Here is a 23504-nt window from a genome sequence, read left to right on the forward strand (position 1 = left end):
GGTTCAGTCGCTGGCGGGAAGTGGCTTGGCTTCCTTGATGGTCAGCGGCGTCGTGCCGACGGATAGCGTCCCTTTGCCTGCCTTGGTGACGAGCACCTCGGCGCCGCTCTCATCGACGTAGCGCTTGCCCATCAAGTTTCCGTCGGCCAACGCATCGTCAAGCGTGAGATCGGCGGACGCTGCGCTTTCTTGGCCGATCGGCACCATCGGCGCACCGCCGGCGCGCAGATCGTCGAGGCTGTCGGCGGACCGGACGACGATCACCTGGGTGTCGCAGACCTGGCTCTGCAGGCGCGTGCCGTTCTTGATCATGCTGGCTCCTTACTGGCGTTCAACTCGCTGACGAGTTCGCGGCGCAGCACCTTGCCGGTCGCGTTGGTGGGCAGTTCGGCACGGAACACCACCTTGTCGGGCGTACGGGACCCGCGCAGCCGGCCGCGCACGAAACTCCGTAGATCCTCGACATCGGGAGACGCTCCGGGGGCGGGCACGACGACGGCGACGATGATCTGGCCCCACGCAGGATCCTCGGCGCCTACGACCGCGCAGTCGTGCACGTGCGGGTGTTCGACGAGCACGTCCTCGATTTCGGCAGGCGCGATGTTCTCGCCTCCGCGGATGATCGTGTCGTCGGAGCGGCCGCCGATGAACAGGTACCCCTCCTCGTCGAGGTAGGCCACGTCCTTGGTGGGGAACCAGCCGTCCGCATCGAGCACCGATCCGATGCCGGTGTAGCGACCCGACACCTGCTCCCCGCGGACGAACAGCTCGCCGGGTTCGCCTGGGCCCAAGACGGTTCCGTCGTCAGCCCGGATTTGCACCTCGATGCTGGGGACCGGTTGGCCGACCGAACCGAGCCTGCGCGCGACCGCGCCGTCGGAGGCCGCGGACGCCACACGGTGATCATCGGGCGTCAATACGGCGATCGTCGAACTGGTCTCGGTCAGACCGTAGGCGTTGACGAACCCGACATCGGGCAGAAGCGACAATGCCTTGCGCACCAACGGAAGTGCGACCTTGGAGCCGCCGTAGGCCAGCGTGCGCAGGGTCGGAAGCGTGGCCGAGTCGGCTTCCAGCGCCGCAACGATACGGGCGAGCATGGTCGGCACCACCGTGGCCGACGTGACTCCCTCATCGCCGACCAGGCGCACCCACTCGCGAGCGTCGAAGTTCGTCAGGTACACCATCTTTCGGCCTGCGTACAGATTCGACAGCGCCGCGCTCACGCCTGCAATGTGATACGGCGGAACACAGATCAGCGCCGCGTCCTCGGGTGACGCCGACCCGAATTCCACGGTGCCGGTGATGTAGCTCGTCAGGTTGTTGTGTGTCAGCTCGACGGCCTTCGGGCGCGAGGTGGTGCCCGAGGTGAACAGCACGACGGCGACACTGTCGGGATCGGCGAACTCGGCGGCCGGTTCGGCGGTGCGGGCCGACTCGATGAACTCGTCTGACGAGATCACCAGCTTGCCCGCGCCGGCGACCACGTCCAGATAGTCGGCGTCGGCGACGACCAGCGGTGTGGGCAGCCGGTCGATCAGTTCGCGCAGTCCGTCGCCGCTGAGCCGGTAGTTCAACGGAGTGACGGCCACCGCGGCCCGTGCTGCGGAGAAAAGAAGCACCGGCAGCATGGCCCCACCGGTGCCGACGTAGGCGACGTGTTGTGCGCCGGACGCCGCGATGATCCCGGCCCCGCCGTCGGCAAGCGCGCTGAGTTCATCTGTGGTCAACCGGATATCACCGGAGACCACTGCGGTCCGGTCCGGATCGCTCGAGGAGGCCATCTCGAGCAGCAAGGAGATGCTCATGATTTGTCGACGAAGATATCAAGGATGGGGTCGTCGCCGCCCCCATAGCGGGACAGGTCGGTTTGGCCTGCCCGGGCCAGCACATGCGAATCGATGAAGCACTTCCCATTCACCTCGGCGGCCGGTCTGGAGAAGATCTCGACCGCGGCGTCACCCATGATCTGCGGTTCGCGCGAGCGGGCGGCCAACGCGTCCCCGTCGGCCAGATTAATCACCGCGGCGGTCGCGATATAGGTCTCCGGCCAGAGGCAGGCGAATCCGATGCCCGCGTCGGCGTATTCGGCCGCCCAGCCCAGCGACAGCAGCGTCATGCCGTATTTCGAGAGCGTGTACGACGGGTGCGCGCCCAGCCAGTGCGGGTTCATGTTCATCGGCGGCGCCAGCGTCAGCACATGCGCTCCTGCTGCTTGTGCTCCTCGCGTGCGCGCCGCCGACTTCCGCAGATGCGGCAGCGCGGCCTTGGTGAGCAGGAATGTGCCCCCGATGTTGATGTCCATCATCAGATCGAACTTCTTGGCCGCCAGCCGCTCTGTCGGGTCGGTCGCGATGGCGCTGGCGTTGTTCACGCAGATGTCGATGCCGCCGAAGTGTTGGACCGCGGTGTCGACGGTGCGCGCCACGTCCTCTTCGTTGCGCACATCGCCGACCACGGCCACGCCCTTGCCGCCCGCTGCCTCGATTTCGGCGACCGCGGTGTGCACGGTGCCGGGAAGCCTCGGGTGCGGTTCGGCGGTCTTGGCCAGCAGCACGACGTTCGCGCCGCGTCGTGCCGCGCCGAGTGCGATGGCCAGCCCGATACCCCGGCTGGCCCCTGAGATGACCATGGTGCGACCGGTGAGCGACTGACGGGACATCAAGCCTCCTGTCGAGAAACCTCACCCTAACAAATCGGTATTGACGTTCTCATTTTAGGCAAGTGCCATAATCACTATGTACCGGGTCTTCGCTCTGCTTCCAGCTGCTTCAACACGACCTGTCCCGTGCGCGTTTCCGTCGTGCGGTATTGGCATTCTCATTTTTTGCAAGTACGTTATCCATTGATGACCGACCCAGTTCAGACTCCCTCCGGCATCCCGCTGCAGCCCGTGTACGGGCCGGGCGATCGGGCCGGTGAACCGCCCGCGCCGGGTGCTTATCCGTTCACCCGCGGCAACTTCTCGAGCGGATACCGGGGCAAGCTGTGGACGTTCCGCCAATACTCGGGATTCGGCACTGCGGAGGACTCCAACCGCCGTTACCGGTATCTGCTCGACCAGGGCGGGACGGGCCTTTCGGTCGCGCTGGACCTGCCGACGCAGTGCGGCTTCGACTCCGACGATCCGGAGGTCAGCGAGGAGGTCGGCAGGGTCGGCGTCGCCGTCGACACGCTGGCCGACGCCGAGATTCTGTTCGACGGCATACCGCTGGACAAGATCAGCACCAGCTTCACGATCAACGGCACGGCCGCCATCCTGCTGGCGTTCTATGTCGCCGCCGCCGAGAAGAAGGGTGTGCCGCGCGACAAGCTCACCGGCACCATCCAGAACGACATCCTCAAGGAATACGCCTCCCGCGGCACGTGGGTCTGGCCGCCGGAGCCGTCGCTGCGTCTGATCGCCGACACCATCGAGTTCTGCGCCGCGGAGGTGCCCAGGTTCAACGCGATCTCGGTGGCGGGCGCTCACTTCCGCGACGCCGGCGCCAACGCCGTGCAGGAGATGGCGTTCACGCTGGCCGACGGTGTCACCTACTGCGACACCGTCGTCGAGCGTGGCCGGATGACCATCGACAAGTTCGCGCCGCAGATCTCCTTCTTCTTCTACACACACGGCGACTTCTTCGAGGAGATCGCCAAGTACCGGGCGGGCAGGCGGCGCTGGGCCACCATCGTGCGGGAACGCTACGGCGCCACCAACGACAAGGCGTCGATGTTCCGGTTCGGCTGCGTGTCCGGCGGCGCCTCGCTGTACGGGCCGCAGGCGCAGAACAACATCGTGCGCGTCGCGTACGAGGCGATGGCGTCGGTGCTCGGCGGCGTCCAGTCGATGTTCACCGCCGCATGGGACGAGCCGTTCGCGCTGCCCACCGAAGAGTCCGCGACCCTGGCGCTGCGCACCCAGCAGATCCTCGCGTACGAAACCGGGGTCGCGGCCGTCGCCGACCCACTCGGTGGCTCCTACTTCGTCGAGGCGCTCACGGATGCGACCGAGGAGAAGATCATTGAGATCATGGGTGATCTCGAAACGCACGGCGGCATGGTGCGCGCGATCGAGGACGGCTATCTGCAGGGCTTGATCGCCGACGAGGCCTACAAGATCCACCAGGAGGTCGAGTCGGGCGCCAGGCCGGTGGTCGGGGTTAACAAGTTCGTCACCGACGAGTCCGCGCCCGACGTGTCGATGTACGAGCTCGACGCCGAGGGCCGCGACATTCAGCTCAAGCGACTCTCGAAGGTGAAGGCCGACCGCGACTCCGAGGCGGTGGCAGCCAGCCTGACCGCGCTGTCGAGCGCGGCCGAGGGTGACGACAACCTGATGCATCACCTGATCGAGTGCGCCAACAACTACTGCACGGTGGGGGAGATGGTGAACGCACTGAAAGCGGTCTGGGGCGAGTTCCAGCAGCCGGTGGTGTTCTGATGAGCGCTTGCGCGAAGAAGCGAGGGTTTTGATGGCTACCCGTGTGCTGGTGGCCAAACCCGGTTTGGACGGCCACGATCGGGGCGCCAAGATCGTTGCGAGGACGCTGCGCGACGCCGGGTTCGAGGTCATCTACACCGGTATCCGTCAGCGCATCGAGGACATCGTGTCCATCGCGTTGCAAGAGGACGTCGCACTGGTCGGGTTGAGCATCCTCTCCGGCGCCCATGTCGCGCTGACGACGCGGACCGTCGAGGCGCTGCGCGCCGCGGACGCGGGGGACATCGGGGTGGTGGTCGGCGGGACCATTCCGGCAGCCGATGTGCCGAAGTTGTTGTCCGCCGGTGCAGCAGCGGTCTTTCCGACCGGCACGCCGCTCGACGTACTCGTCCGTGACGTACGCGCGCTCACCGAGAAGGCGGGGGAGTCGGTATGAGGCTTGGCGTGATGATCGGCGCCGAACGCGGAGACATGACGCGCAAGGTCACCAAGCTGGTCTCCGACATCGAATGGGCCGAATCCGCGGGCCTCGACACGGCGTGGATGCCGCAGGTGCCCGACGACTTCGACGCGCTGACCATGGTGGCGCTGATGGCCGCACACACCTCGCGCATCGAACTCGGCACCGCGGTGGTGCCGCTGCAGGCTCAACATCCGATGGCCCTTGCTCGTCAAGCGCTTTCGGTGCACGCGACGGCGTCCGGACGGTTGGCTCTCGGCGTCGGTCCTTCGCACCACTGGATCGTGCGGGACATGCTCGGCATCCCCTACGACAAGCCGGCGGCCTACACCCGCGACTACCTCGAGGTGCTCAACGCCGCGATCGCCGGGCCCGGTCCGGTGGACGTCGAGAACAACTCGTTCACCGTGCACAATCCCACGGTCTTGGCTGCCGAGACGCCGATGCCGGTGCTGGTCGCGGCGCTCGGGCCGGTGATGCTGCAGATCGCGGGCGAGCACGCCGACGGCACCGTGCTGTGGATGGCCGATGAGAAGGCCATCGGCGATCACATCGCACCGAAGATCACCAAGGCTGCCGCCGACGCGGGGCGGCCGGCGCCGCGCATTGTCGCGGGTATCCCGGTGTGTCTGTGCGCCAATTCGGAGATCGATGCGGCCAAGGATCGGGCCAATCGCATTCTGGCCGAGGCGGAAACGTCACCGAACTATCAGCGACTGCTGGACCGGGGGGACGCGCGCGACGTGGGCGACCTGTGCGCCGCGGGCGACGAGGACGCTATCCTGGCGCGGTTCCGTCAGTTCGCCGATGCGGGCGTCACGGATCTGTCGGTGCGATTGCTGCCGATCGGGAACAACCGCGATGAGCTGGTGGCATCCAAATACCGCACACGCGAGGTGATTTCGCAGCTCGCGACCGAGCTCCAATGAACACCGGACCGCTGGCGGGCATCCGCATCCTCGAGGTTGGCGTCATGCTCGCCGGACCGTATGCCACGATGCTGCTTGCCGACCTCGGCGCCGAGGTGATCAAGATCGAGCCGCCGGACGGCGAGATCTCCCGCCAAGTGAGCGACAGCTACTTCGCCAGCCTGAACCGCAACAAGCAGAGCGTCTGTGTGGACCTTCGGTCGGAGGCCGGGCAGAAGCAACTCAGCGAGCTCGTCGCGAATTCCCATGCGCTGCTGGTCAACATGAAGCCGTCGGCGATTCGGCGGCTTGGCCTCACCTACGAGGCGCTGCGGCGCTTCAACCAGAAGATCGTATGTGTCGCGCTGACCGGTTTCGGAATGGACGGCGGCGACGATCCGGCGTTCGACTACGTGATCCAGGCGGGGACCGGGGTGGCGGCGATGACGGGGAATCCCGACGGGCCCCCGACGCTGCCCGGTTATTCGGCGGCCGACAACTCCACCGGCTTGACCGCTGCGCTGGGGCTGGTGTCCCAGGTCGTGTCGGGCCGCGGCGGCCAGGTCGAGGTCTCGCTGCGCGATGTCGTCATGTCGCAGTTGAACTACCGGGCCTCTGCTTATTTGAACGACGGGGTCGAGCCGCAACGCCATCCCTTCGGCGCGCACTCGTATTATGTTCCTGCTCAATTGTTTCCGACGGCCGATGGCTATCTCGCGCTGTTCATCACCCACGACGGTTTCTGGCGATCGTTCTCGGCCGAAGCCGGCATATCGGGGTTCCCGACCATGGCCGAGCGGGCTTCGCGGCGCGATGAGGTGCTCGCCGTCGTCACCGCGGCGCTCGCGACCGACAATGCGAAAAGCTGGGAGGCCCGACTGCGGCCGCTCGGCCTCCCGGCGGCCGCGGTGCGCTCGCTGCCCGATGCGCTCGAGGCGACACCGGACGTCGTCGTGACGGCGGGTGAGTTCCGGTTGGTGGGCAGCCCGATACATGTCTCCGGCTATCAGCCCGAGTATCGGCCGCCGCCGAGTCTGGATGAACACGCGGACGCGAGGAGCAGTCGAGGGTGAGTCACTCGTACTCGACGGTCACCGACTCCGTGTCGGGCACGCCCTGACAGGTGAGGATGTACCCTTCGGCGACCTCGTCCTCATCCAGCGCGTCGTTGACACGCATGGTCGCCTTGCCCTCGACCAGTTTGGCCATGCAGGTGCCGCAGTTACCCGCCTCGCAGCTGAACGGAGGAGACAGGCCGGCGCGCCTGGCGCTTTCCAGAAGGGTCTCCTTCTCAACACGCGGCACCGAGGCCTTCTGCCGGTCGAGCAGGATCGTTATGGTCCCCTCGACAGCCATTCAGCGTCTCCTTGCGCCATTGAGATTCTGCTTCTACGAGAATACTATTCTCACTCAAGGATAGTGTGTTCTCGCGGAATCGTGCAAGGCAGCCGCGACGGTGGCGGGAGGGTGGGTGAGCTGACGTGAGCGAGCCGGCCGCCCTCGCCTTCGACGAGCGCGAATACACCTTGGCGGAACTCGACTCCCTGGCCGACGGCATGGCGACGACGCTGGAGCGCCGGGGCGTTCGAGCAGGGAACCGGGTCGCGCTGATGTCGTCGAACCGTCCCGAGTTCGTCGTCGCACTGCGCGCCATCTGGCGGCTGGGCGCCGCGGCGGTGCTGCTCAGCCCCGCGTGGCGGGAGACCGAAGTCGAACACGCGCTCGCGCTCACCAAACCATCGCACGCCGTCGGCGATCATCCGGTGCTTGCAGGCAAGGTGTCGATGCTGTCGCTGGACGACCCCGTCACCGCAGGGCGGCGTTCCTTCGACCCCCCGCCCGCCGATTCCGACGCACTATTCGTGTTCAGCTCCGGAACGACCGGCATGCCAAAAGCGGTGCGGCACACCCACGGGGCGTTCGCGGTGGCGATGCGGCACTGGCGTGAGGCCCTCGGTCTGACGTCGACCGACCGCATGCAGATCGTCACGCCGCCGTCGCACATCCTCGGCCTGCTCAACATCGCCATGGCGCTCGACACCGGGGCCTGGATCCGGCTGCATCGCCGCTTCGACATCGACCAGATGCTGCACCACATCGAGGCCGACCGGATCACCATCGAGATGGCCGTCGCACCGATCGCGCTGGCGTTGGCCGCTCATCCGAAGCTGGACTCCTACGACCTGTCGTCACTGCGGTACGTCATGTGGTGCGCCACGCCGGTCACCGCGAGTGTCGCCGAGGCCGTCACCGCCACGGCCGGCGTGACCTGGGTGACCGCGTACGGCACCAGCGAAATGCCGGTGATCTCCTGCAATTCGCTCGAAGGGGCGAGCCTGGACACCGTGGGGCGCCCGGTGACCGGCGTCGACGTGCGGGTGGTGTCGCTCGAGAACGGCAGGCCGGTGGGGCCGGGGGAGGTCGGCGAGATCCAGGCGCAGTCGGAATCTGTGATGGCCGGCTACCTGCCCGATGAGGCCACGGCACAGGCGTTTACCGACGGTTGGTACCGGACCGGGGACGTCGGCTACCTCGACCCCGACGGCTGGCTGCGCATCACCGACCGGGCCAAGGAGATGATCAAGGTTCGGGGATTTCAGGTGGCCCCCGCCGAGATCGAGGCAGTGCTGCACGGACACCCCGGAGTTGACGACTGCGCGGTCTTCGGCGTCGACGATGTGGCCGACGGTGAAGCAGTCGTCGCTGCGGTGGCAACGCACGGCTCGGTGGATCCCGGCGAACTCGCCGCCCTCGTTGCCGACCGGCTGGCGTCCTACAAACAACTCAGCCGGGTGGTGCTGGTTCCCGAGATTCCGCGATTGCCTTCTGGAAAAGTATTGCGCCGAGTGCTGAAGGGACAGTATGGACGTCCGTCTGACGGCTGAGCAGCGGCAGCTGCGCGAGGCCGCCGCCGAGGTGGCCGACGACCTCGGGCCGGGGTCGGTCGCCGATCTCGACGACGCCGGCCGCGTCGCACGGCTGGAGAAAGCCATCGATGGGACGGGGTTTCGCACCCTGCGCTCCGACGGGGCGTCCGGCGTCGAGGTGGCCATCGTCGCCGAGGAGTTCGCCAGGGGTCTGGTGGACGTCCCGTTCATCGGCCCCGTGCTGGCAGACGATCTTGGCCGCCGGACCGGCCGGCCGCTGTCGCCGGCGCCTGAGACATGGTCCGTGGATCTCACGAGAAGCCTTGCCGGAGTTGCGGAGTCACCAGCCGAGATCGGACAGTTGTCGGAGGAGGACGCCGGGCGCTGGTATGCGCTTGCGCTGACCGCGACGACGGCCGATATCGTCGGCGCCGCCCGCGGCACCCTGACACTGGCCGTCGAGTACGCGAAGCTGCGCGAGCAGTACGGCGCGACCATCGGTTCGTATCAGGCCATCGGCCACCTGCTGGCCGAGAGTCTGGCGCTGATCGAGGGGTGCGTCAGCGTGTCGCGGCACGCCGCGTGGGCGGTCGACGAATTGCCCGTAGCCGAGGCGGTGGAGGCAGGCCGGGTGGCCAAGGTCTACTGCGCGCGTTCGGCATTGACGGTTTGCGAGACGTCCATTCAGGTGCACGGCGGTATCGGCAACACCTGGGAGTGTCTCGCGCACGTCTACCTGCGCAGGGTGCTCGCCGCCACTGAAGCGTGGCCGGTAACGCTGAAGGAGTTGACCATTGGACTTTCGTGACTCGCCGGAGGAGGCAGCATTTCGGGAGCGGTTGCGCGGGTGGCTGACCGAGCAGAAGGGCAGGTTTCCCACCTCGGGCGACGAGTACTGGGCCAAGGCCAGTGAATGGCACGTCGCGTTGTACGAGGGCGGTTTCTTCGGAACGTCATGGCCCACCGCCTACGGGGGTCAGGATCTGCCTCCGGTGTACGACGTGATCGTCGACGAGGAGATCGCCAAGGCCGGTGCGCCTGCGCGGCCCAGCCTGGGCTACCTCGTCGTCGGACTGAGCCATCACGGGAATGAGGAACTGCGGCAGCGGTTCCTGCCCGGCATGATCAACGGGACCGAGCGGTGGTGTCAGGGCTTCAGCGAGCCGGGTGCGGGTTCGGATCTCGCTTCGTTGACGACGACCGCGGTCCGCGACGGTGACGAGTACGTCGTCGCCGGCCATAAGATCTGGACGAGTTACTCCGATGTCGCCGACTGGTGTCTGGTGCTGGCTCGCACGGACAAGGACGTGCCCAAGCACAAGGGCATCTCGGCGTTCGTCGTGTCGATGCATCAGGCGGGCATCGTGCAGCGACCGTTGAAGATGATCAGCGGCGTCACCAAGGAGTTCGGGCAGGTCGAGTTCGACGGCGCCAGGGTGCCGGTCGACAACATGATCGGCGCGCCTGGTGACGGGTGGAAGCTGGCGATGACGGTGGTCAGCCACGAGCGTGAGCCGTCGACGTTGGGCTTCTCGGCACGCTATGGAAAGACTGTGCGGCAGTTGGCATCTCGTATCGACGGACCTGCACCCGAGGAATTGTCGTGGGCGTGGGTCCAGACGGAGATGTTGCGGCTGCATGTGCGGCGTCGGCTGTCCGAGCAGTTGGACGGGCTGACGCACGGACCGCAGGGGTCGCTGGACAAGCTGTTGATGACGTGGGTCGAGCAGTCGGTCGGTCACGCCGCATTGGCGACGGTCGGGTCGGGCGACGACGAGATGTTCGGCACCTACATGTACAGCCGCGCTCAGAGTGTGATGGGTGGCACCAGCCAGATTCAGAAGAACATCATCGCGCAACGCATCCTCGGATTGGGAGTGCGATGAACGCTTGCGTGAAGAGCCGAGGACAACGATGAGCGCTTGCGTGAAGAGCGGAAGGAACTGAGATGTACGACATGCCAGACGAAATCGACGTCAAGGCCGATGGCGCGCTACGCATCATCACGCTCAACCGACCCGATGCGCTCAACGCGGTCAACGACAACCTGCATGTGGGGCTGGCCAAGATCTGGGAGGCACTCAACGAGGACACCGGTGCACGGGCGGCAGTCATCACCGGTGCCGGTCGCGCGTTCTCGGCGGGCGGCGACTTCAACTATCTCGACGAACTCCGCAACGACGAGGCGTTGCGGCAGAAGACGATCAAGCACGGCCGCGACCTCGTCATCGGCATGGTGCGCTGTCGCATGCCGGTGGTTGCGGCGGTCAACGGCCCGGCCGTCGGCTTGGGCTGCAGCCTGGCCGCCCTGTCGGACATCGTCTACATCGCCGAGACGGCTCACTTCGCTGACCCGCACGTGCAGATCGGACTGGTCGCCGCCGACGGTGGCCCGCTGGTGTGGGGTTCACAGATCAGCCTGCTGCAGGCCAAGGAATTCGCGCTGACGGGAGTACGGATCAAGGCTGCGCGTGCGGTCGAGTTGGGGCTGGCCAACCATGTCGTGGATGACCCGCTGGCGGAGGCGATCGCGTGCGCCAACAAGCTGCTGACGCTGCCTCAGCAGGCCGTCGAGGCCACCAAGCGGTTGATGAACATCCAACTCGAGCAGGCCGTGATGGCGTCGCTGGACTACGCGAACCTCGCCGAGTACGTGTCCTTCGGCACCGCCGACTTCAACAAGATCGTCGACGGCCTGATCGCCAAGAAGTAACTCGTCTCGCCCCGCGAGCGTGCGTCTCTTTCGCCCCGCGACCGTGCGCCTCTTTCCCCCCGCGACCTGGGGGCACCTCCCGCTTGCGGGGGAGCGTGTCTGCTGCCCGACACGCCGTCGTTAGTGCGCAATTTGTGCGCGCTCGCTAAGCCGCGGCGGTGCACATACGGCCGGTCTTCTTCGGCGTGGCTGGCGACAAACGCGCGCAGCGCGGTGGAACGAGTGCTTGTACAACGGCGGTCTGCGATCGCTCGGGCGCGATGAGCGTGCGCCTTATGTACGCGTCTCGCGGCGTGTCGCCGTACAAACACGCGCGCTCGCGGTGGGGCGATCGCATCACGTCGATTCAAACCCGTATCGGATCAGCGCATCGCCGATAACGTCCCATTCGTTGATCTTGCAATCACTTTCGAAGGGGACCGATTGATGACCGCTGCAACGGATATCGCACTGCAGGTGACGCCGCTGTCGGGGTGGACTGGCGCATTGATCACCGGAGTCGACCTTTCCGTTCCGCTGTCCGACGACGCCAGGACCGCTATCAAGGACGCGCTTCATCAGTGGAAGGTGGTGTTCTTCCGCGATCAGAAGCTCGACCATGCCGCACACATTGCGTTCGGCGCGCAGTTCGGGGACGTGACGCCGGGACATCCCTATGAGGGTGATTCGGCACCGCCGGACTTCCCGCAGATTCACACGGTGTCGCCGGCGGCGTATGACCACCGCTACGGCATCAGATACCGCAAGAAGCAGAGCCCGAACGGACCCAAGTGGCACGCCGATGTCACGCCGCTGATCAACCCGCCGTCGCATTCGATCCTGCGCGCCGAAGCGGTGCCGCCGTATGGTGGCGACACCCAGTTCGTCAACGTCGCCGCGGTTTATCAAGGACTTTCCGAATCCGTCCGCGCGTTCATCGACGAACTGCGCGCCGAACACCGCTTCGGTGCAGACGTCGCCGCGGACCGCAGCTCGGAGAAGGTGGGCGATCTGGTGCGTACCAATCCACTGGCCTCGATTCATCCGGTTGTCCGGGTGCATCCGGACACCGGCGAACGCGTGTTGTACGTCAACCCGTCCTTCACGCGTCACATCGTCGACCTCGCGCCGCGCGAGAGCCGTCACGTCCTGGATCTGCTGTTCGAGGAGATCGGCCGCCCCGAATATGCGGTCCGGTTGAAGTGGGCGCCCGGCAGCGTGGCGTTCTGGGACAACCGCGCCGCACTGCATCTGGCCCCCCAGGACTTCGAACACGTCGAGGGCGATCGTGTACTGCACCGCATCACTTTGGTGGGCGATGTGCCGGTCGGCCCGTCCGGCCAGCCGTCGGAGTCGATCGCAGGCGAGTTCTTCGGGGCCGCTTGAGATGGCGACCGTGGTAGTCCGCCCGCGGGCGGCCGCGGGCGCGTCGGCCAAAGCGGGCGGCGGCGCGCTTGTCGACCCACGTGCGGTGTTCGGCAAGCGCAGTCGACGACACTTCGTGCCACGCCCGGTGCAGCGGCTACTGGGTCCGGTGCTGCTCGTTGCGCTATGGCAGATCTTGTCGACCACTGGCGTTTTCGACGAGCGCACGGTGCCGCCACCGACGCGGGTGGTCAGCGCGGGCCTTCGGCTCATCGCCGATGGCTCGCTCCAGGAGCATCTGTTCACCAGCTTGCTGCGGGTCGGCTACGGCCTGATGTTCGGGGTGGTGCTCGGTTTGAGCCTGTCGCTGATCGCGGGTCTGTCGAGGGTGGGGGAGAACTTCGTCGACGCGAACATGGAAGTGCTGCGTGCTGTTCCCAACTTCGCCCTCGTGCCGCTGCTCATCGTCTGGTTCGGTATCAGCGAGGTGCCGAAGATCACGCTGATCACACTCGCAGTGGCGGTCGCCATCTACATCAACACATTCAGCGCCATTCGCAGCGTGGACGCCGGATTGGTCGAGGCGGCAAGGTCTTTCGGCGCCGGCCAGGTCGAACTGATCTACCGCGTCATCATTCCCGGTTCGCTGCCCGGATTCCTCGTCGGGCTTCGGCTTGCGCTCACTGCGTCATGGCTGTCGCTGATCTTCGCCGAAACGATCAACGCGAAGAAGGGGCTCGGCCGGATGATGACCGACGCTCGCGAGTACTTCCAGATCGACGTCGTCTTCGTGCTCATCGCGGTGTACGCGATCCTGGGGCTGGTGTCGATACTTGTCGTGCGGTTCCTTGAGACGCGACTGCTCACCTGGAGGCGGGCGTATGACGGCGACTGAGCTGGCGACCGACACGGTCGTCACGGCCCGCGATATTCGGAAAAGGTTCGGCGACAACGTCGTTCTCGACGGACTTGACCTGAACATTGGTGCGGGTGAATTCGTCGCCATGCTGGGGCGCAGCGGTTCGGGCAAGAGCACGTTTCTGCGCGCGCTCGGCGCACTGGACGGCGACTTCGACGGAGAACTTCGGGTGCCCGAGCGGCGGGCCATCGTCTTCCAAGATCCGCGACTGTTGCCGTGGCAGCGTGTGCTGACCAACGTGACCGTCGGGTTGCCGACGACGGCCGAGGTCCGGAAGCAGGCGAGGGTTGCTCTCGACGAGGTGAGCCTGACCGACAAGGCCAAGGTGTGGCCACGGACTTTGTCGGGGGGAGAGGCGCAGCGTGTCGCGCTGGCCCGGGCACTGGTACGCGAGCCCGAATTGTTGTTGCTGGATGAGCCGTTCGGGGCCTTGGATGCCCTCACCCGAATCAAGATGCATGCACTGCTGCTCGCGCTCTGCCGACGCCATAAACCGGCGGTCCTTTTGGTGACTCATGATGTCGATGAAGCGATCTTGCTGGCCGACCGGGTGATAGTGCTCACCGACGGTGCCATCTCCCTGGACGTTGAGGTGACTGTGGCGGCGCCGCGAGTCCGGGATTCGCACGAATTCGCAACACTGCGACGACGCTTGCTCGCCGAACTCGGCGTCACCGGAGAGGTTCAACTGTGAATCGTACTAGCTCACCTGACGAAGGACAGCGAATGTCGAAAAGTCCGCGCGTGCGATGGAAGTTGGCTGCCCTGGTTGCGATTTCGCTCCTGACCGCCGCCTGTGGGCTGTCCGATGACGAGGACAACAGCGCCGTCGATTCGGTCAGGATCGCCTCGAGAACTGACGTGCCTGCCGGCACGAAGCTCGTCATAGCCGAGCAGAACGGCACGCAGTCGCTGCCCTGGAAACTTGCCAATGCCGGAAAGGATGCTCCCTATTCGGTCGAGTTCGCCGACTTCAGTGGCGGCGCGGCGGTCATCGAGGCCCTTCGGTCGGGTGCCGCCGATGTCGGTTCCATCGGCGAGGCGCCGGTACCGATCGCCGTCGACAGTGGCGTTACCGACCTGATCACCGTGGGGCTGCAGGCGAATCCGGGCACCAGCGGTGGATACTTTCTGGTGGCCAGGCCGAACAGCGGTATCACCAAGATCGAGGACCTGCGCGGCAAGCGGGTCGCCTATCCGCCGGGCTCCGGCCGCCACATGATCACCGCGGCGCTGCTCAAACAGCACGGACTGAACCTCAAGCACGATGTTCAGCCGGTGGAACTGGCGGGCTCCGAGGTGGTTCCGACGTTCGCGGCCGGTGCCGTCGATGCGGCTATTGTGCTGGGCAACCAGTACTACCAGCTCGGCGAACCGCCGATCCTCGGTGACGGAACGGGAATCAACACCGGAATCCAAAGCGTGATCGTTCGCAAGGACATCCTCGACGACCCGGCGAAGGTGGCTGCGATCGGTGACTACGTGGGCCGCGCCGTCGCCGCGAACAACTGGAAGGACTCGCACGTCGATCAGTGGATCGACGAGTACTACGTGAAACAGCAGGGCATCACCTTCGATCAGGGCAAAAAGCTCTACGAAGAGGACGGCCTTGCGGCCTACTACCCGATTGACGGCGCCTCCACGGGTCTCTTTCAAAAAGTCGCCGATGGGTTGTACGACACCGGCACCACGAAGACCCACGTCGACATCAAGCCGTACGTCGACGGCCGCTACAACGACATCGTCAACGCACAGAATCAGCTCGACGGCGTCACACCCAAACCGATCAATGCATGACGAAAGAGGGGGATTGACATCATGACTCAGGTAGCGCAGGCGCTCGAGGTGAGGCCGCAGTCCGGTTGGACAGGTGCCGAGATCCACGGCATCGACCTGACCAAGCCGCTCGATGATCAGCAGGTCGCCGAGATTCGTGCGGCATTGTTGCAGTGGAAGGTGGTGTTCTTCCGCGACCAGTTCATCGACCACGACGACCACCTGCGGTTCGCGTCGGCGTTCGGCGAACCCACGCCCGCACACCCGCTGTTCGACTCCATCCCCGACCCGAACTACCCGACGATCTATCCGATCTTTCGCGACCGTTTCAAGGCGCGGTACGGCAGTAGCCGTGGGTTCGACAAGCCGAACTGGCATGCGGATGTGACCGCAGCGGTCAACCCACCCGCAGCGTCCATCCTGAGGGCGGAGGTCATCCCGCCGTACGGCGGAGACACACAGTGGTCGAACACCGTCGCCGCCTACGCCGGACTGTCCGCCCCGTTGCAGCGCCTGGCCGACGGACTCCGTGCGGCGCACCGGTTCTCACCGCCGGACGGCGCTACTGCAACCGAGGATTACCAGCGGCGGGTGAACCGGCGTCCTTTGGTGACCGAGCATCCCGTCGTCAGGGTTCATCCCGAAACGGGCGAGAAGGCGTTGTATGTGAACCCCGGTTTCACGACACACATCGTCGGTGTCTCACCGCACGAGAGCCGACGACTTCTCGGCCTGTTCTACGACGAGTTGGTCCGGCCCGAGTACACGGTTCGGTTCAAGTGGGAGGCGGGCAGCATCGCCTTCTGGGACAACCGGTCGACCGTGCACCTCGCGCCGTCCGATCTCACGATCGACCATGACCGCCGGCTTTACCGGGTGACATTGGTGGGTGATGTCCCGACGGGGCCGGACGGCCGGCAATCGGTAGCTCTCGACGGGGAACCTTTCGAGGCGATCTGACCGCTCGCTCGTTACCTGCGCGAGCTGGGGGCACCTCCCGCTTGCGGGCGACCGTGTCTGCTGCCAAACGCCGCGGGTTTATGGCAATTGGTGCACGCTCGCGATGCCCCGACGGTGCGCTGACTGCCACGAAGAAGCGGCGTGTTGGCGTGCAAACACGCACGCTCGCGGTGCGACGGGGGTGGCTAGAAGGTGAGGGATTCGGAGCGCTGGATGGTGCCGGTGATGCCGCCCGCATCCTGTTGTGCGAGAAGCACAGCGGCGTTGGCCATCGCTTCCGGCGGTTCGACCATCTCGGGCGGAATCTCCATACCGGCACCGCCGGCCTGCCAGCCCTCGGTCAGCACCACGCGCGACGGGCTCAGGCAGTTGACCGCGATGTTGTCGGGCTTCAGGTCCGCGGCAAGGCCCAGGTACAGGCGCTCGACGCCGGCCTTGGACACCCAGTAGGCGTTGGCGCCCTGGTCGGTCATCGTGACACCGGTCGTCGTGACGGCGACCAACGAACCGCCGCCACGTGCCCGCACATGCGGTATGACCGCCTTGGTCACCAGGAAGACGCCGGTGAGGTTGACGTCGAGGCACAACTGCCAGCGCTTGAGCGGGGTGGCCTCGATCGGCCCCAGCCACAACACCCCCGCGTTGGCGACCAGGATGTCGATTCCGCCGAACTCGGCGACCGTTGCGGCAACGGCCGTCTCCACCGAGTCCTCTTTGGTGACGTCGCACGTGACGGCCAACGCGCGGCCACCCGATGACGAAATGATCTGGGCGACAGTGTGAATGGTGCCGGGCAGCTTGCCCTCGTGTTCGGAGCGTGCGGCAACCGCCACCGCCGCGCCCTCGCGCGCAAGCGCCGCGGCGACCGTCGCGCCGATGCCGCGACTGGCACCGGCGACGAAGGCCACCTTGCCCTCGAGCGAAGCGCTCACTTCGGCGGAAAGCGCAGGGCTCCGTCGAGGCGGATGATCTCGCCGTTGAGGTAGTCGTTCTCGATGATGCTCTGTGCCAGCTGCGCGTACTCGGTGGAACGTCCCATCCGCTTGGGAAACGGCACCTGCGGGCCCCAGTACTGCTCGAGCTGATCGGCCGCCTTGCCGTAGGCGGGGGTGTTGATGGTGCCGGGGGCGATGGTGTTGACGCGGATGCCCAGCGGCGACAGGTCGCGTGCGGCAACCAGCGTCATGCCCAGCACGCCGCCCTTGGCCGCCGAGTACGGAAGCTGACCGATCTGGCCCTCATAGCCGGCGATCGATGCGGTGTTGACGATCGCGCCGCGGGCCCCCTCCTCGAGCGGTTCGGACTTCGCGATCGCGGCCGCTGACAGCCGCATCACGTTGAACACGGCCGTCAGATAGAACTCGATCGTCTTCTTGAAGCCGTCGAGGTCGAGCGGTGAGCCGTCCTTGCCGATGAGCCGGCCGCCACTTGCAGGGCCGCCGTGGGTGTCGACGGAGATTCGGAGCGGTGCCAGCGACGCAGCCTCGGCGATCGCCGCGTTGACGGACTCCTCGGAGGTGGCGTCGGTGCGCACATAGCGCACACCCAGCTCGCTCTCCAGCTCCTTGCCCTTGTCGTCGGCGAGGTCGGCGACGACCACTTTGGCCCCGGCGTCGTGCAGCCTGCGGACGGTCGCCTCACCAAGGCCGCCCGCGCCGCCGACCACAATCGCGGAACTACCGGCGATTTGCATATGGTTTCCCTCCTTGCAACTGACACTCTCGATCAGAGAGAATAACATTCTCACGCTGACCGAAACGGAGTCACCCGATGCCAGAAGCCGTCATCGTCTCCGCCAAAGCGTCGTAGTCCATCATTCGACGATGACCATCGACGAGCTCATCACCGCGGCACGCAACGGGTCCACCCGAGCGGCCGGACGGTTGTTGAGCCTGGTCGAAAGCTCCCGCCGCGGCGAAGTACTCGATGCGCTCGGGGCGACGGCCGCTCCCCGGATCATCGGCCTGACCGGGCCGCCCGGTGCGGGGAAATCCACCACCGTCGCCGCTTTGGTCGCCGCATACCGCGCACGCGATCTGCGGGTCGCCGTACTCGCCGTCGACCCGTCGTCGCCGTACAGCGGTGGCGCGCTGCTCGGGGACCGTATCCGGATGGCCGCGCACATCAACGATCCCGACGTGCTCATCCGGTCGGTGGCGACCCGCGGTCATCTCGGCGGTCTCGCCGCTGCGGTGCCCGCGGCCACCCGGCTGCTCGCCGCGCTGTCCTACGACCTGGTCGTCGCGGAGACGGTGGGCGTGGGCCAGTCCGAGATCGAGATCGCCGCAATCGCGGATCCGACGGTGGTCGTCCTCAATCCCGGTGCGGGAGACGCGGTCCAGGCCGCGAAGGCCGGCTTGCTCGAGGTCGCGGACATCGTCGTGGTGAACAAAGCCGACCGCGAAGGCGCCGATCAGACCGTGCGCGACCTGCGCGCCGAGACGAAGGCGCCGATCCTGAAACTCGTTGCCGCGCAGGGTGAAGGCATCGCGGATTTGGTCGACGCCATCGAAGCGCATGCCCGTGCCGACAGCCCGGAACGCCGCAGGGCGCGTGCGCGCGCCCAGATCTTGTCGCTGGCGCAGACCCGGCTGCGCAGCCATGCCGACCTCGATCGCCTGGCGGAGTCGGTCGCCGACGGCAGGTCGGATCCCTATACCGCGGCAGAACAGCTATTCGCCATCCCCGTAGAGCCCTGATCTGGTACAAATCGGCGACAATGGAACGGAGCCCAGCAGTGAGCGTATCGAGTCCAACGGTTTCGGGTGGCCCCGTCGTCTTCGATCCGTATTCGGACGACTACTTCAACTCCCCGTTCGAGACGTATCGCCGGATGCGTGACGAAGCGCCGCTGTACTACAGCGAGACTTACGACTTCTGGGCGCTGACCCGCTACGACGACGTCTCCGCGGCGATCAGGGACCACGAGACCTTCTCGTCGGCCAAGGGCGTCACGCTCGACATGGTCAAGGCGGCGGCCAATGGCGACTCGGGGAGCGCCTTGGGCAAGATCATCATCAGTTTGGATCCGCCCGAGCACGAGCGGATGCGCAAGCTGGTGAACCGCGTCTTCACGCCGCGCGCGGTCATCGCGCTGGAATCGCTGGTCAAAGAGACCATCGATCGCTATGTGAGCCAACTCGATCCGTCGTCGTTCGATGCAGTCGCCGATTTCGCGGCACTGTTCCCGGTGGAAGTCATCACGTCGATGCTCGGCGTGCCTGCGGAGGACAGACAACAGCTGCGATTGTGGCTGGACAAGGGGCTCGAGCGCGACGAGGGCATCGGTATGTCAGCCGAAAGCATGGACGCGGTGATGAAATCCGCCGCCTACTACTACGACTTGATTCAGCAGCGGCGCGCCAAACCGCAGGACGACATGATCAGCGGCCTCATCGAGGCGGAGATCATCGAGGACGGGGAGGTCAGGCGGCTCGACGACATCGAGATCACCGGGTTCTGCACGCTGCTCGGCGGTGCCGGCGCCGAAACGGTGACCAAACTCGTCGGGAACGCCGTCGTGGTGTTCGCCGACAACCCCGACCAGTGGCAGAAGCTGCGGGAAAGCCGCGACAAGATCCCTGCGGCGTTCGAGGAGCTACTGCGTTACGAAGGCCCTTCGCAGTATCAAATACGTACCACTACACGCGATGTCACGTTGCACGGCAAGACGATCCCGGCAGGCGATGCCGTCATTCTCATCAATGGCGCGGCCAGCCGCGACGAACGGTTCTTCCCCGATGCCGACCGCTTCGACATCGATCGCGAGCGGAAAGTCGGCTACAACCTGAACTTCGGCTACGGCATCCACAGCTGTCTCGGTGCGGCGCTGGCCCGGATGGAAGGCCGGATGGCCTTGGAAACGCTGCTCGACATGATTCCCCGCTACGAGATCGACCGCTCCGGCCTGCAGCGGGTGCACATGACGAACGTATTGGGCTGGTGCAACGTGCCCGTACACGTACGGTGACGGGGACACCGCCACAACTAATCGGGCAGGTCCAGCATTCGACGTGTCATGTGCAGGAGTTGCGCACGCAACGTGGCGTCATCAACATCTGCGACCAGCGGATGCATCACGACGACGCTGATCGCACTCGACAACATCGCCGCGGAAAGGCGCGCTTCGACGCCCGCCTCGGTGCCGAGGAGCGCCGCGTAGAGACGTTCGATGAAGCGTTGAAACGGTTCATGTTCGGCCTGCAGTCGGATGATCACGGGATCGAACTGCAGCACGCTGACCACGCCGCGTCGCTCGATGGCCTGGTCGATCATCCGATCGAGCAAGACCTCACGGGCACGCAGACCGTGTCCCTCGGCCTCGGCGGCCTCCAGCGCATCCTCGATTCGACCGAGCTCACGCTCGGTGATCGCGATGACGATCTCCTCCTTGGACTTGAACTGCCGGTATACGGCCGCCTTCGTCACGCCCATTTCGTCGCCGATCATCTGCAGCGACGTCCCGCTGACTCCGCGTTCGGCGATCAGCTTCAAGGCCGCGTCCAGGACACGGGTCTGCGCCGCGGTACGCGTGATCTCGCTGAACCTGCGGCCCTCCTGTGTGGACGTCACAGCGACGAGGGTAGCCGAGGATTGACGTTCTACTAGCCGATCGGCTACCGTCCCAGTTGCCGATCGGCAACCGAGGCTAAGCGTGAAGAGAGATCGACGATGAGACGACCAGATGGTGAGTTGATCCTTTTCTGGACATTGCCTGTGGTGGCCATCGTTTGGGTCTCTGCGTTCTTCCTGTTTCCTGGTTTCCTTCACCCGATGTCGCCGACCATGTCGGCAGAAGAGGTCGCAGGTCTCTACCGCAATGAGACCGCGCGCGTTCGCTACAGCATGATCCTGTTCAACTGGTTCGGCGTAGGTCTGATACCCATCGTCATGCTGCTGGTGATTCAGATACGCCGGATGGCTCACCGCACGCCGATCCTGTCCTACAGCCTGCTCGCCTGTGCCGGTGGTCCACCGGCGCTCTTTCTCATCGCCAACATGTTCTGGCTCCTCGCCGCTTTCCGACCGGAACGCGCACCGGAGCTGACCCAGCTACTCAACGATCTCGCGTGGGTCACTTTCACCATCCTGGTTCCCTATCTGATCGCCCAATGCCTGATGCTCGCCCTGGCCATCTATTGGGACCGCCAAGACCAACCCGTCTTCAAATCATGGGTGGCGCACTTCAATCTGCTCGTCGCGGTCGCGTTGGCGCCTGCCGCATTCGGCGCGCTGTCGTTCACCGGGCCCATCGCATGGGACGGGCTGTTGTCCTTCTGGCTCAAGAACGTAGCGATCGCCGTATGGATAGTGGTCATGGGAATTGTTCTCGGCCAGACCATCAGGCGCCAGCGAGCCGAGGAGCGGATCACCGCATGAGTCCGCCGGCGATGAAGACGACGGAGTCGGTGACGTTGCCCGAGCCCCCCGCGGGTTCTCCGCTGAGCCGGTTCGTCTGGAATTGCCGTCACAACCCCAAGCGCGAATTGTGGTTCGCGTGGTGGGTGATGGTCGTCTTCTACAACCTGTACGGCCTGCTCTTCTTCCTCGTCACGCGTGTGCAGCCGCCGCCGAGCCCCGCGTGGGACACCGCCATGGTGGTGCACTGGTTCCGCGACCACCACCACGGCCTTCTCGCCGGGTTTGGCGTCGTGTTCCTCGTGGCGGGGATGTGCGCGCCGATGAACGCCCTCCTCGCGTACTCGATGCGGCGCATGTCGGTAAGTCGGATCTTCGCCTATTCGTACCTGATCATGTATTCGCTCGCTGCAGTCCCCGGCATGCTGGTGATGGCCATCGCGATGACGGTCGGTGCCCTGCGGCCGGACCGCGATCCGGAGATGATCCATTGGCTCTACGATTTCGCGTTCCTGTCGTTCAGCGGAACCATGGGAGTGTTCCTGATCGGTTCTCTGGTGTGGATGGTCGCGATTCTGATCGACAAGAATCATGTGTTCCCGAAGTGGTTCGGTTATCTGAACCTCTGCAACGCGCTGACCGAAGTCGTGGTTGCGCCGGCCTGGATATTCCACCGGGGCGCGTTCGCATGGAACGGTGCGATCGCATGGTGGATCAACATGGTTGTCTTTGTTGTGTACACCGGCGTCTTTCTTACGCTGCTGCGCGCGATGATCCGGCGCGAGGACTTCGGCACCGGCCCGCTACCGTGCCTTCCAGGCAAGGGCGAAGCCGCGCAGCCTGATTCGATCGAGGCGGTCCAATGACACACCTTGCCGACTCCGGACCGCACCTCGGGGAGAAGCCGACCAAATTCGTGCCCGGGCAGCCGGACATGTGGATGTTCGTGCTCTTCGAGACACTTCTCTTCACGGGGTACTTCTCGGTGTACCTGGTGTCGCGCACCCAGAATGAGCAGCTCTACCTGCAGTCCCAGGCCGACCTGGATACCCGCATCGGGGTATTCAACACGATCGCCCTACTGCTGAGCTCGTGGGCGATCGCCCGATGCGTCCAAGCGGCCAGGGCGGGCGCGTACCGGTCGGCGTTGATCAACGCTTCCTTGACCGTCGTGTTCGGCCTCGTGTTTCTGACGTCCAAGGTGCTGGAGTGGGTCAAGGAGATCCGCATGGGAAACACGTTCACCAGCAATGAATTCTTCCAACACTATTTCTTCTTGACCTCGATTCACTGCATACATCTGTTGATCGGCTTCATCGTGCTGGGGATCGTCGTCTATCAGTTGTGCAGCCCAGCCCGGCGCTCCCAGAACCTTGTCGAAACGTGCGCAACCTACTGGCACACCGTCGACTTCCTATGGGTTCTGATCTTCGCGCTGCTCTACGTCGTGAGGTGATTTGTGAGCACCACTTTCAATAAGAGGTTGTTGATCGTCTGGTTGATCCTGACGGCGATGACGCTCGCATACGTCTGGATTGATCACACAGCCGATCAGAACGGCACGCTCAGAGCCAGCACGGTGGTCACCGTGAGTGCAATCGGGATCGCGTTGATCAAGGTGCGCATCATATTCCGTGAATTCATGGAAGTCCGCCATGCCCCGGTATTGCTATGTCGGCTCACCGATGCCTGGGTGGTACTTATTGCCGCGTGCCTCTTGGGCAGCTATTTCGTCGGTTCGGCGATCGCTGCTTAGGCACGCGCCGCAACCGC

26 protein-coding genes are annotated in these 23504 nt (G+C 65.2%); 19 read left to right on the top strand and 7 right to left on the bottom strand.

Features of this window, described 5'->3' with window-relative positions; genetic code table 11:
• Positions 1 to 3: 3 nt before the first annotated feature.
• The 3 genes from QOC76_RS29970 to QOC76_RS29980 are packed head-to-tail and all read right to left on the bottom strand — an operon-like array spanning position 4 to position 2662.
• Positions 4 to 312 (bottom strand): hypothetical protein, encoded by a 309-nt coding sequence (locus QOC76_RS29970; RefSeq protein WP_526363433.1) that lies wholly within the window; start codon positions 310 to 312, stop codon positions 4 to 6.
• Positions 309 to 1808: a class I adenylate-forming enzyme family protein gene (locus QOC76_RS29975; protein ID WP_526363435.1), complete on the bottom strand. Its 1500-nt coding sequence runs from the start codon at positions 1806 to 1808 to the stop codon at positions 309 to 311. Before QOC76_RS29975 ends, QOC76_RS29970 begins: the two co-directional genes overlap by 4 nt.
• Positions 1805 to 2662: an SDR family oxidoreductase gene (locus QOC76_RS29980; RefSeq protein ID WP_526363437.1), complete on the bottom strand. Its 858-nt coding sequence runs from the start codon at positions 2660 to 2662 to the stop codon at positions 1805 to 1807. The genes QOC76_RS29975 and QOC76_RS29980 overlap by 4 nt, the downstream gene beginning before the upstream one ends.
• Before the next feature lie 186 nt (positions 2663 to 2848).
• On the opposite strand from QOC76_RS29980, the gene QOC76_RS29985 reads away from it, so the two are divergent.
• The 4 genes from QOC76_RS29985 to QOC76_RS30000 are packed head-to-tail and all read left to right on the top strand — an operon-like array spanning position 2849 to position 6867.
• Positions 2849 to 4426 (top strand): methylmalonyl-CoA mutase family protein, encoded by a 1578-nt coding sequence (locus QOC76_RS29985; protein WP_526363439.1) that lies wholly within the window; start codon positions 2849 to 2851, stop codon positions 4424 to 4426.
• 31 nt (positions 4427 to 4457) lie between these two features.
• On the top strand, positions 4458 to 4862 hold the full coding sequence (locus QOC76_RS29990; RefSeq protein ID WP_526363441.1) for a cobalamin B12-binding domain-containing protein: 405 nt from the start codon (positions 4458 to 4460) through the stop codon (positions 4860 to 4862).
• On the top strand, positions 4859 to 5815 hold the full coding sequence (locus QOC76_RS29995) for an LLM class F420-dependent oxidoreductase (protein WP_526363443.1): 957 nt from the start codon (positions 4859 to 4861) through the stop codon (positions 5813 to 5815). The genes QOC76_RS29990 and QOC76_RS29995 overlap by 4 nt, the downstream gene beginning before the upstream one ends.
• Positions 5812 to 6867, top strand: a complete 1056-nt coding sequence (locus tag QOC76_RS30000) for a CaiB/BaiF CoA transferase family protein (protein ID WP_526363445.1) — start codon at positions 5812 to 5814, stop codon at positions 6865 to 6867. The genes QOC76_RS29995 and QOC76_RS30000 overlap by 4 nt, the downstream gene beginning before the upstream one ends.
• A gap of 1 nt (position 6868) precedes the next feature.
• Here QOC76_RS30000 and QOC76_RS30005 read toward each other — a convergent pair whose 3' ends face one another.
• A complete protein-coding gene (locus QOC76_RS30005; RefSeq protein WP_526363447.1) occupies positions 6869 to 7150 on the bottom strand; it encodes a 2Fe-2S iron-sulfur cluster-binding protein in 282 nt (93 codons plus the stop codon).
• A gap of 125 nt (positions 7151 to 7275) precedes the next feature.
• On the opposite strand from QOC76_RS30005, the gene QOC76_RS30010 reads away from it, so the two are divergent.
• The 9 genes from QOC76_RS30010 (at position 7276) to QOC76_RS30050 (ending at position 16373) form a co-directional block, all read left to right on the top strand.
• Complete coding sequence (locus QOC76_RS30010; RefSeq protein WP_526363449.1) at positions 7276 to 8679, top strand: class I adenylate-forming enzyme family protein; 1404 nt, start codon at positions 7276 to 7278, stop codon at positions 8677 to 8679.
• Complete coding sequence (locus tag QOC76_RS30015; RefSeq protein ID WP_526363451.1) at positions 8657 to 9469, top strand: acyl-CoA dehydrogenase family protein; 813 nt, start codon at positions 8657 to 8659, stop codon at positions 9467 to 9469. Before QOC76_RS30010 ends, QOC76_RS30015 begins: the two co-directional genes overlap by 23 nt.
• Positions 9456 to 10547, top strand: a complete 1092-nt coding sequence (locus QOC76_RS30020) for an acyl-CoA dehydrogenase family protein (RefSeq protein ID WP_526363453.1) — start codon at positions 9456 to 9458, stop codon at positions 10545 to 10547. Before QOC76_RS30015 ends, QOC76_RS30020 begins: the two co-directional genes overlap by 14 nt.
• Positions 10548 to 10609: 62 nt before the next feature.
• Positions 10610 to 11374, top strand: a complete 765-nt coding sequence (locus tag QOC76_RS30025) for an enoyl-CoA hydratase/isomerase family protein (protein ID WP_526363455.1) — start codon at positions 10610 to 10612, stop codon at positions 11372 to 11374.
• Between the two features lie 426 nt (positions 11375 to 11800).
• Complete coding sequence (locus tag QOC76_RS30030) at positions 11801 to 12739, top strand: TauD/TfdA dioxygenase family protein (RefSeq protein ID WP_526363457.1); 939 nt, start codon at positions 11801 to 11803, stop codon at positions 12737 to 12739.
• A gap of 1 nt (position 12740) precedes the next feature.
• Positions 12741 to 13613, top strand: coding sequence for an ABC transporter permease (locus QOC76_RS30035; RefSeq protein ID WP_526363459.1), 873 nt, complete (start codon positions 12741 to 12743; stop codon positions 13611 to 13613).
• Positions 13600 to 14331 (top strand): ABC transporter ATP-binding protein, encoded by a 732-nt coding sequence (locus tag QOC76_RS30040; protein ID WP_526363461.1) that lies wholly within the window; start codon positions 13600 to 13602, stop codon positions 14329 to 14331. The genes QOC76_RS30035 and QOC76_RS30040 overlap by 14 nt, the downstream gene beginning before the upstream one ends.
• A 50-nt stretch (positions 14332 to 14381) precedes the next feature.
• The gene (locus tag QOC76_RS30045; protein ID WP_526363463.1) at positions 14382 to 15434 is read left to right on the top strand and encodes a PhnD/SsuA/transferrin family substrate-binding protein; all 1053 of its coding nucleotides are present in this window, start codon (positions 14382 to 14384) and stop codon (positions 15432 to 15434) included.
• Between the two features lie 21 nt (positions 15435 to 15455).
• Positions 15456 to 16373 (top strand): TauD/TfdA dioxygenase family protein, encoded by a 918-nt coding sequence (locus tag QOC76_RS30050; RefSeq protein WP_526363465.1) that lies wholly within the window; start codon positions 15456 to 15458, stop codon positions 16371 to 16373.
• Between the two features lie 185 nt (positions 16374 to 16558).
• Here the strand turns inward: QOC76_RS30050 and QOC76_RS30055 are convergent, their stop codons facing one another.
• Together QOC76_RS30055 and QOC76_RS30060 are read right to left on the bottom strand one after the other, a co-directional pair.
• Positions 16559 to 17305 (bottom strand): SDR family NAD(P)-dependent oxidoreductase, encoded by a 747-nt coding sequence (locus tag QOC76_RS30055; protein ID WP_526363467.1) that lies wholly within the window; start codon positions 17303 to 17305, stop codon positions 16559 to 16561.
• Positions 17302 to 18066 (bottom strand): SDR family NAD(P)-dependent oxidoreductase, encoded by a 765-nt coding sequence (locus QOC76_RS30060; protein WP_526363469.1) that lies wholly within the window; start codon positions 18064 to 18066, stop codon positions 17302 to 17304. Before QOC76_RS30060 ends, QOC76_RS30055 begins: the two co-directional genes overlap by 4 nt.
• 130 nt (positions 18067 to 18196) lie before the next feature.
• Here QOC76_RS30060 and meaB point away from each other — a divergent pair, with 130 nt between their 5' ends.
• A complete protein-coding gene (gene meaB, locus QOC76_RS30065; protein ID WP_526363471.1) occupies positions 18197 to 19072 on the top strand; it encodes a methylmalonyl Co-A mutase-associated GTPase MeaB in 876 nt (291 codons plus the stop codon).
• Between the two features lie 38 nt (positions 19073 to 19110).
• Positions 19111 to 20343, top strand: a complete 1233-nt coding sequence (locus QOC76_RS30070) for a cytochrome P450 (protein ID WP_526363473.1) — start codon at positions 19111 to 19113, stop codon at positions 20341 to 20343.
• 17 nt (positions 20344 to 20360) lie between these two features.
• On the opposite strand, the gene QOC76_RS30075 is transcribed toward QOC76_RS30070, so the two are convergent.
• On the bottom strand, positions 20361 to 20945 hold the full coding sequence (locus QOC76_RS30075) for a TetR/AcrR family transcriptional regulator (protein WP_526363475.1): 585 nt from the start codon (positions 20943 to 20945) through the stop codon (positions 20361 to 20363).
• A gap of 99 nt (positions 20946 to 21044) precedes the next feature.
• On the opposite strand from QOC76_RS30075, the gene QOC76_RS30080 reads away from it, so the two are divergent.
• The 4 genes from QOC76_RS30080 to QOC76_RS30095 are packed head-to-tail and all read left to right on the top strand — an operon-like array spanning position 21045 to position 23487.
• Positions 21045 to 21752: a hypothetical protein gene (locus QOC76_RS30080; protein WP_526363477.1), complete on the top strand. Its 708-nt coding sequence runs from the start codon at positions 21045 to 21047 to the stop codon at positions 21750 to 21752.
• Positions 21749 to 22597 (top strand): hypothetical protein, encoded by an 849-nt coding sequence (locus QOC76_RS30085; RefSeq protein ID WP_526363479.1) that lies wholly within the window; start codon positions 21749 to 21751, stop codon positions 22595 to 22597. The genes QOC76_RS30080 and QOC76_RS30085 overlap by 4 nt, the downstream gene beginning before the upstream one ends.
• Positions 22594 to 23187, top strand: coding sequence for a cytochrome c oxidase subunit 3 (locus QOC76_RS30090; RefSeq protein ID WP_526363481.1), 594 nt, complete (start codon positions 22594 to 22596; stop codon positions 23185 to 23187). The genes QOC76_RS30085 and QOC76_RS30090 overlap by 4 nt, the downstream gene beginning before the upstream one ends.
• A gap of 3 nt (positions 23188 to 23190) precedes the next feature.
• A complete protein-coding gene (locus tag QOC76_RS30095; RefSeq protein WP_526363483.1) occupies positions 23191 to 23487 on the top strand; it encodes a cytochrome C oxidase subunit IV family protein in 297 nt (98 codons plus the stop codon).
• Positions 23488 to 23504: the final 17 nt, after the last annotated feature.

The organism is Mycobacterium sp. (genome assembly GCF_032159565.1).
Classification (GTDB): Bacteria; Actinomycetota; Actinomycetes; order Mycobacteriales; family Mycobacteriaceae; genus Mycobacterium.

Coding starts and splice junctions, on each gene's coding strand:
- QOC76_RS30005 (WP_526363447.1), bottom strand. CDS start 7,150: ATGGCTGTCGAGGGGACCATAACGATCCTGCTCGACCGGCAGAAGGCC.
- QOC76_RS29975 (WP_526363435.1), bottom strand. CDS start 1,808: ATGAGCATCTCCTTGCTGCTCGAGATGGCCTCCTCGAGCGATCCGGAC.
- QOC76_RS29995 (WP_526363443.1), top strand. CDS start 4,859: ATGAGGCTTGGCGTGATGATCGGCGCCGAACGCGGAGACATGACGCGC.
- QOC76_RS30025 (WP_526363455.1), top strand. CDS start 10,610: ATGTACGACATGCCAGACGAAATCGACGTCAAGGCCGATGGCGCGCTA.
- QOC76_RS30090 (WP_526363481.1), top strand. CDS start 22,594: ATGACACACCTTGCCGACTCCGGACCGCACCTCGGGGAGAAGCCGACC.
- QOC76_RS30035 (WP_526363459.1), top strand. CDS start 12,741: ATGGCGACCGTGGTAGTCCGCCCGCGGGCGGCCGCGGGCGCGTCGGCC.
- QOC76_RS30030 (WP_526363457.1), top strand. CDS start 11,801: ATGACCGCTGCAACGGATATCGCACTGCAGGTGACGCCGCTGTCGGGG.
- meaB (WP_526363471.1), top strand. CDS start 18,197: ATGACCATCGACGAGCTCATCACCGCGGCACGCAACGGGTCCACCCGA.
- QOC76_RS30015 (WP_526363451.1), top strand. CDS start 8,657: ATGGACGTCCGTCTGACGGCTGAGCAGCGGCAGCTGCGCGAGGCCGCC.
- QOC76_RS30050 (WP_526363465.1), top strand. CDS start 15,456: ATGACTCAGGTAGCGCAGGCGCTCGAGGTGAGGCCGCAGTCCGGTTGG.
- QOC76_RS29970 (WP_526363433.1), bottom strand. CDS start 312: ATGATCAAGAACGGCACGCGCCTGCAGAGCCAGGTCTGCGACACCCAG.
- QOC76_RS30085 (WP_526363479.1), top strand. CDS start 21,749: ATGAGTCCGCCGGCGATGAAGACGACGGAGTCGGTGACGTTGCCCGAG.
- QOC76_RS29990 (WP_526363441.1), top strand. CDS start 4,458: ATGGCTACCCGTGTGCTGGTGGCCAAACCCGGTTTGGACGGCCACGAT.
- QOC76_RS29980 (WP_526363437.1), bottom strand. CDS start 2,662: ATGTCCCGTCAGTCGCTCACCGGTCGCACCATGGTCATCTCAGGGGCC.
- QOC76_RS30040 (WP_526363461.1), top strand. CDS start 13,600: ATGACGGCGACTGAGCTGGCGACCGACACGGTCGTCACGGCCCGCGAT.
- QOC76_RS30060 (WP_526363469.1), bottom strand. CDS start 18,066: ATGCAAATCGCCGGTAGTTCCGCGATTGTGGTCGGCGGCGCGGGCGGC.
- QOC76_RS30080 (WP_526363477.1), top strand. CDS start 21,045: ATGAGACGACCAGATGGTGAGTTGATCCTTTTCTGGACATTGCCTGTG.
- QOC76_RS29985 (WP_526363439.1), top strand. CDS start 2,849: ATGACCGACCCAGTTCAGACTCCCTCCGGCATCCCGCTGCAGCCCGTG.
- QOC76_RS30000 (WP_526363445.1), top strand. CDS start 5,812: ATGAACACCGGACCGCTGGCGGGCATCCGCATCCTCGAGGTTGGCGTC.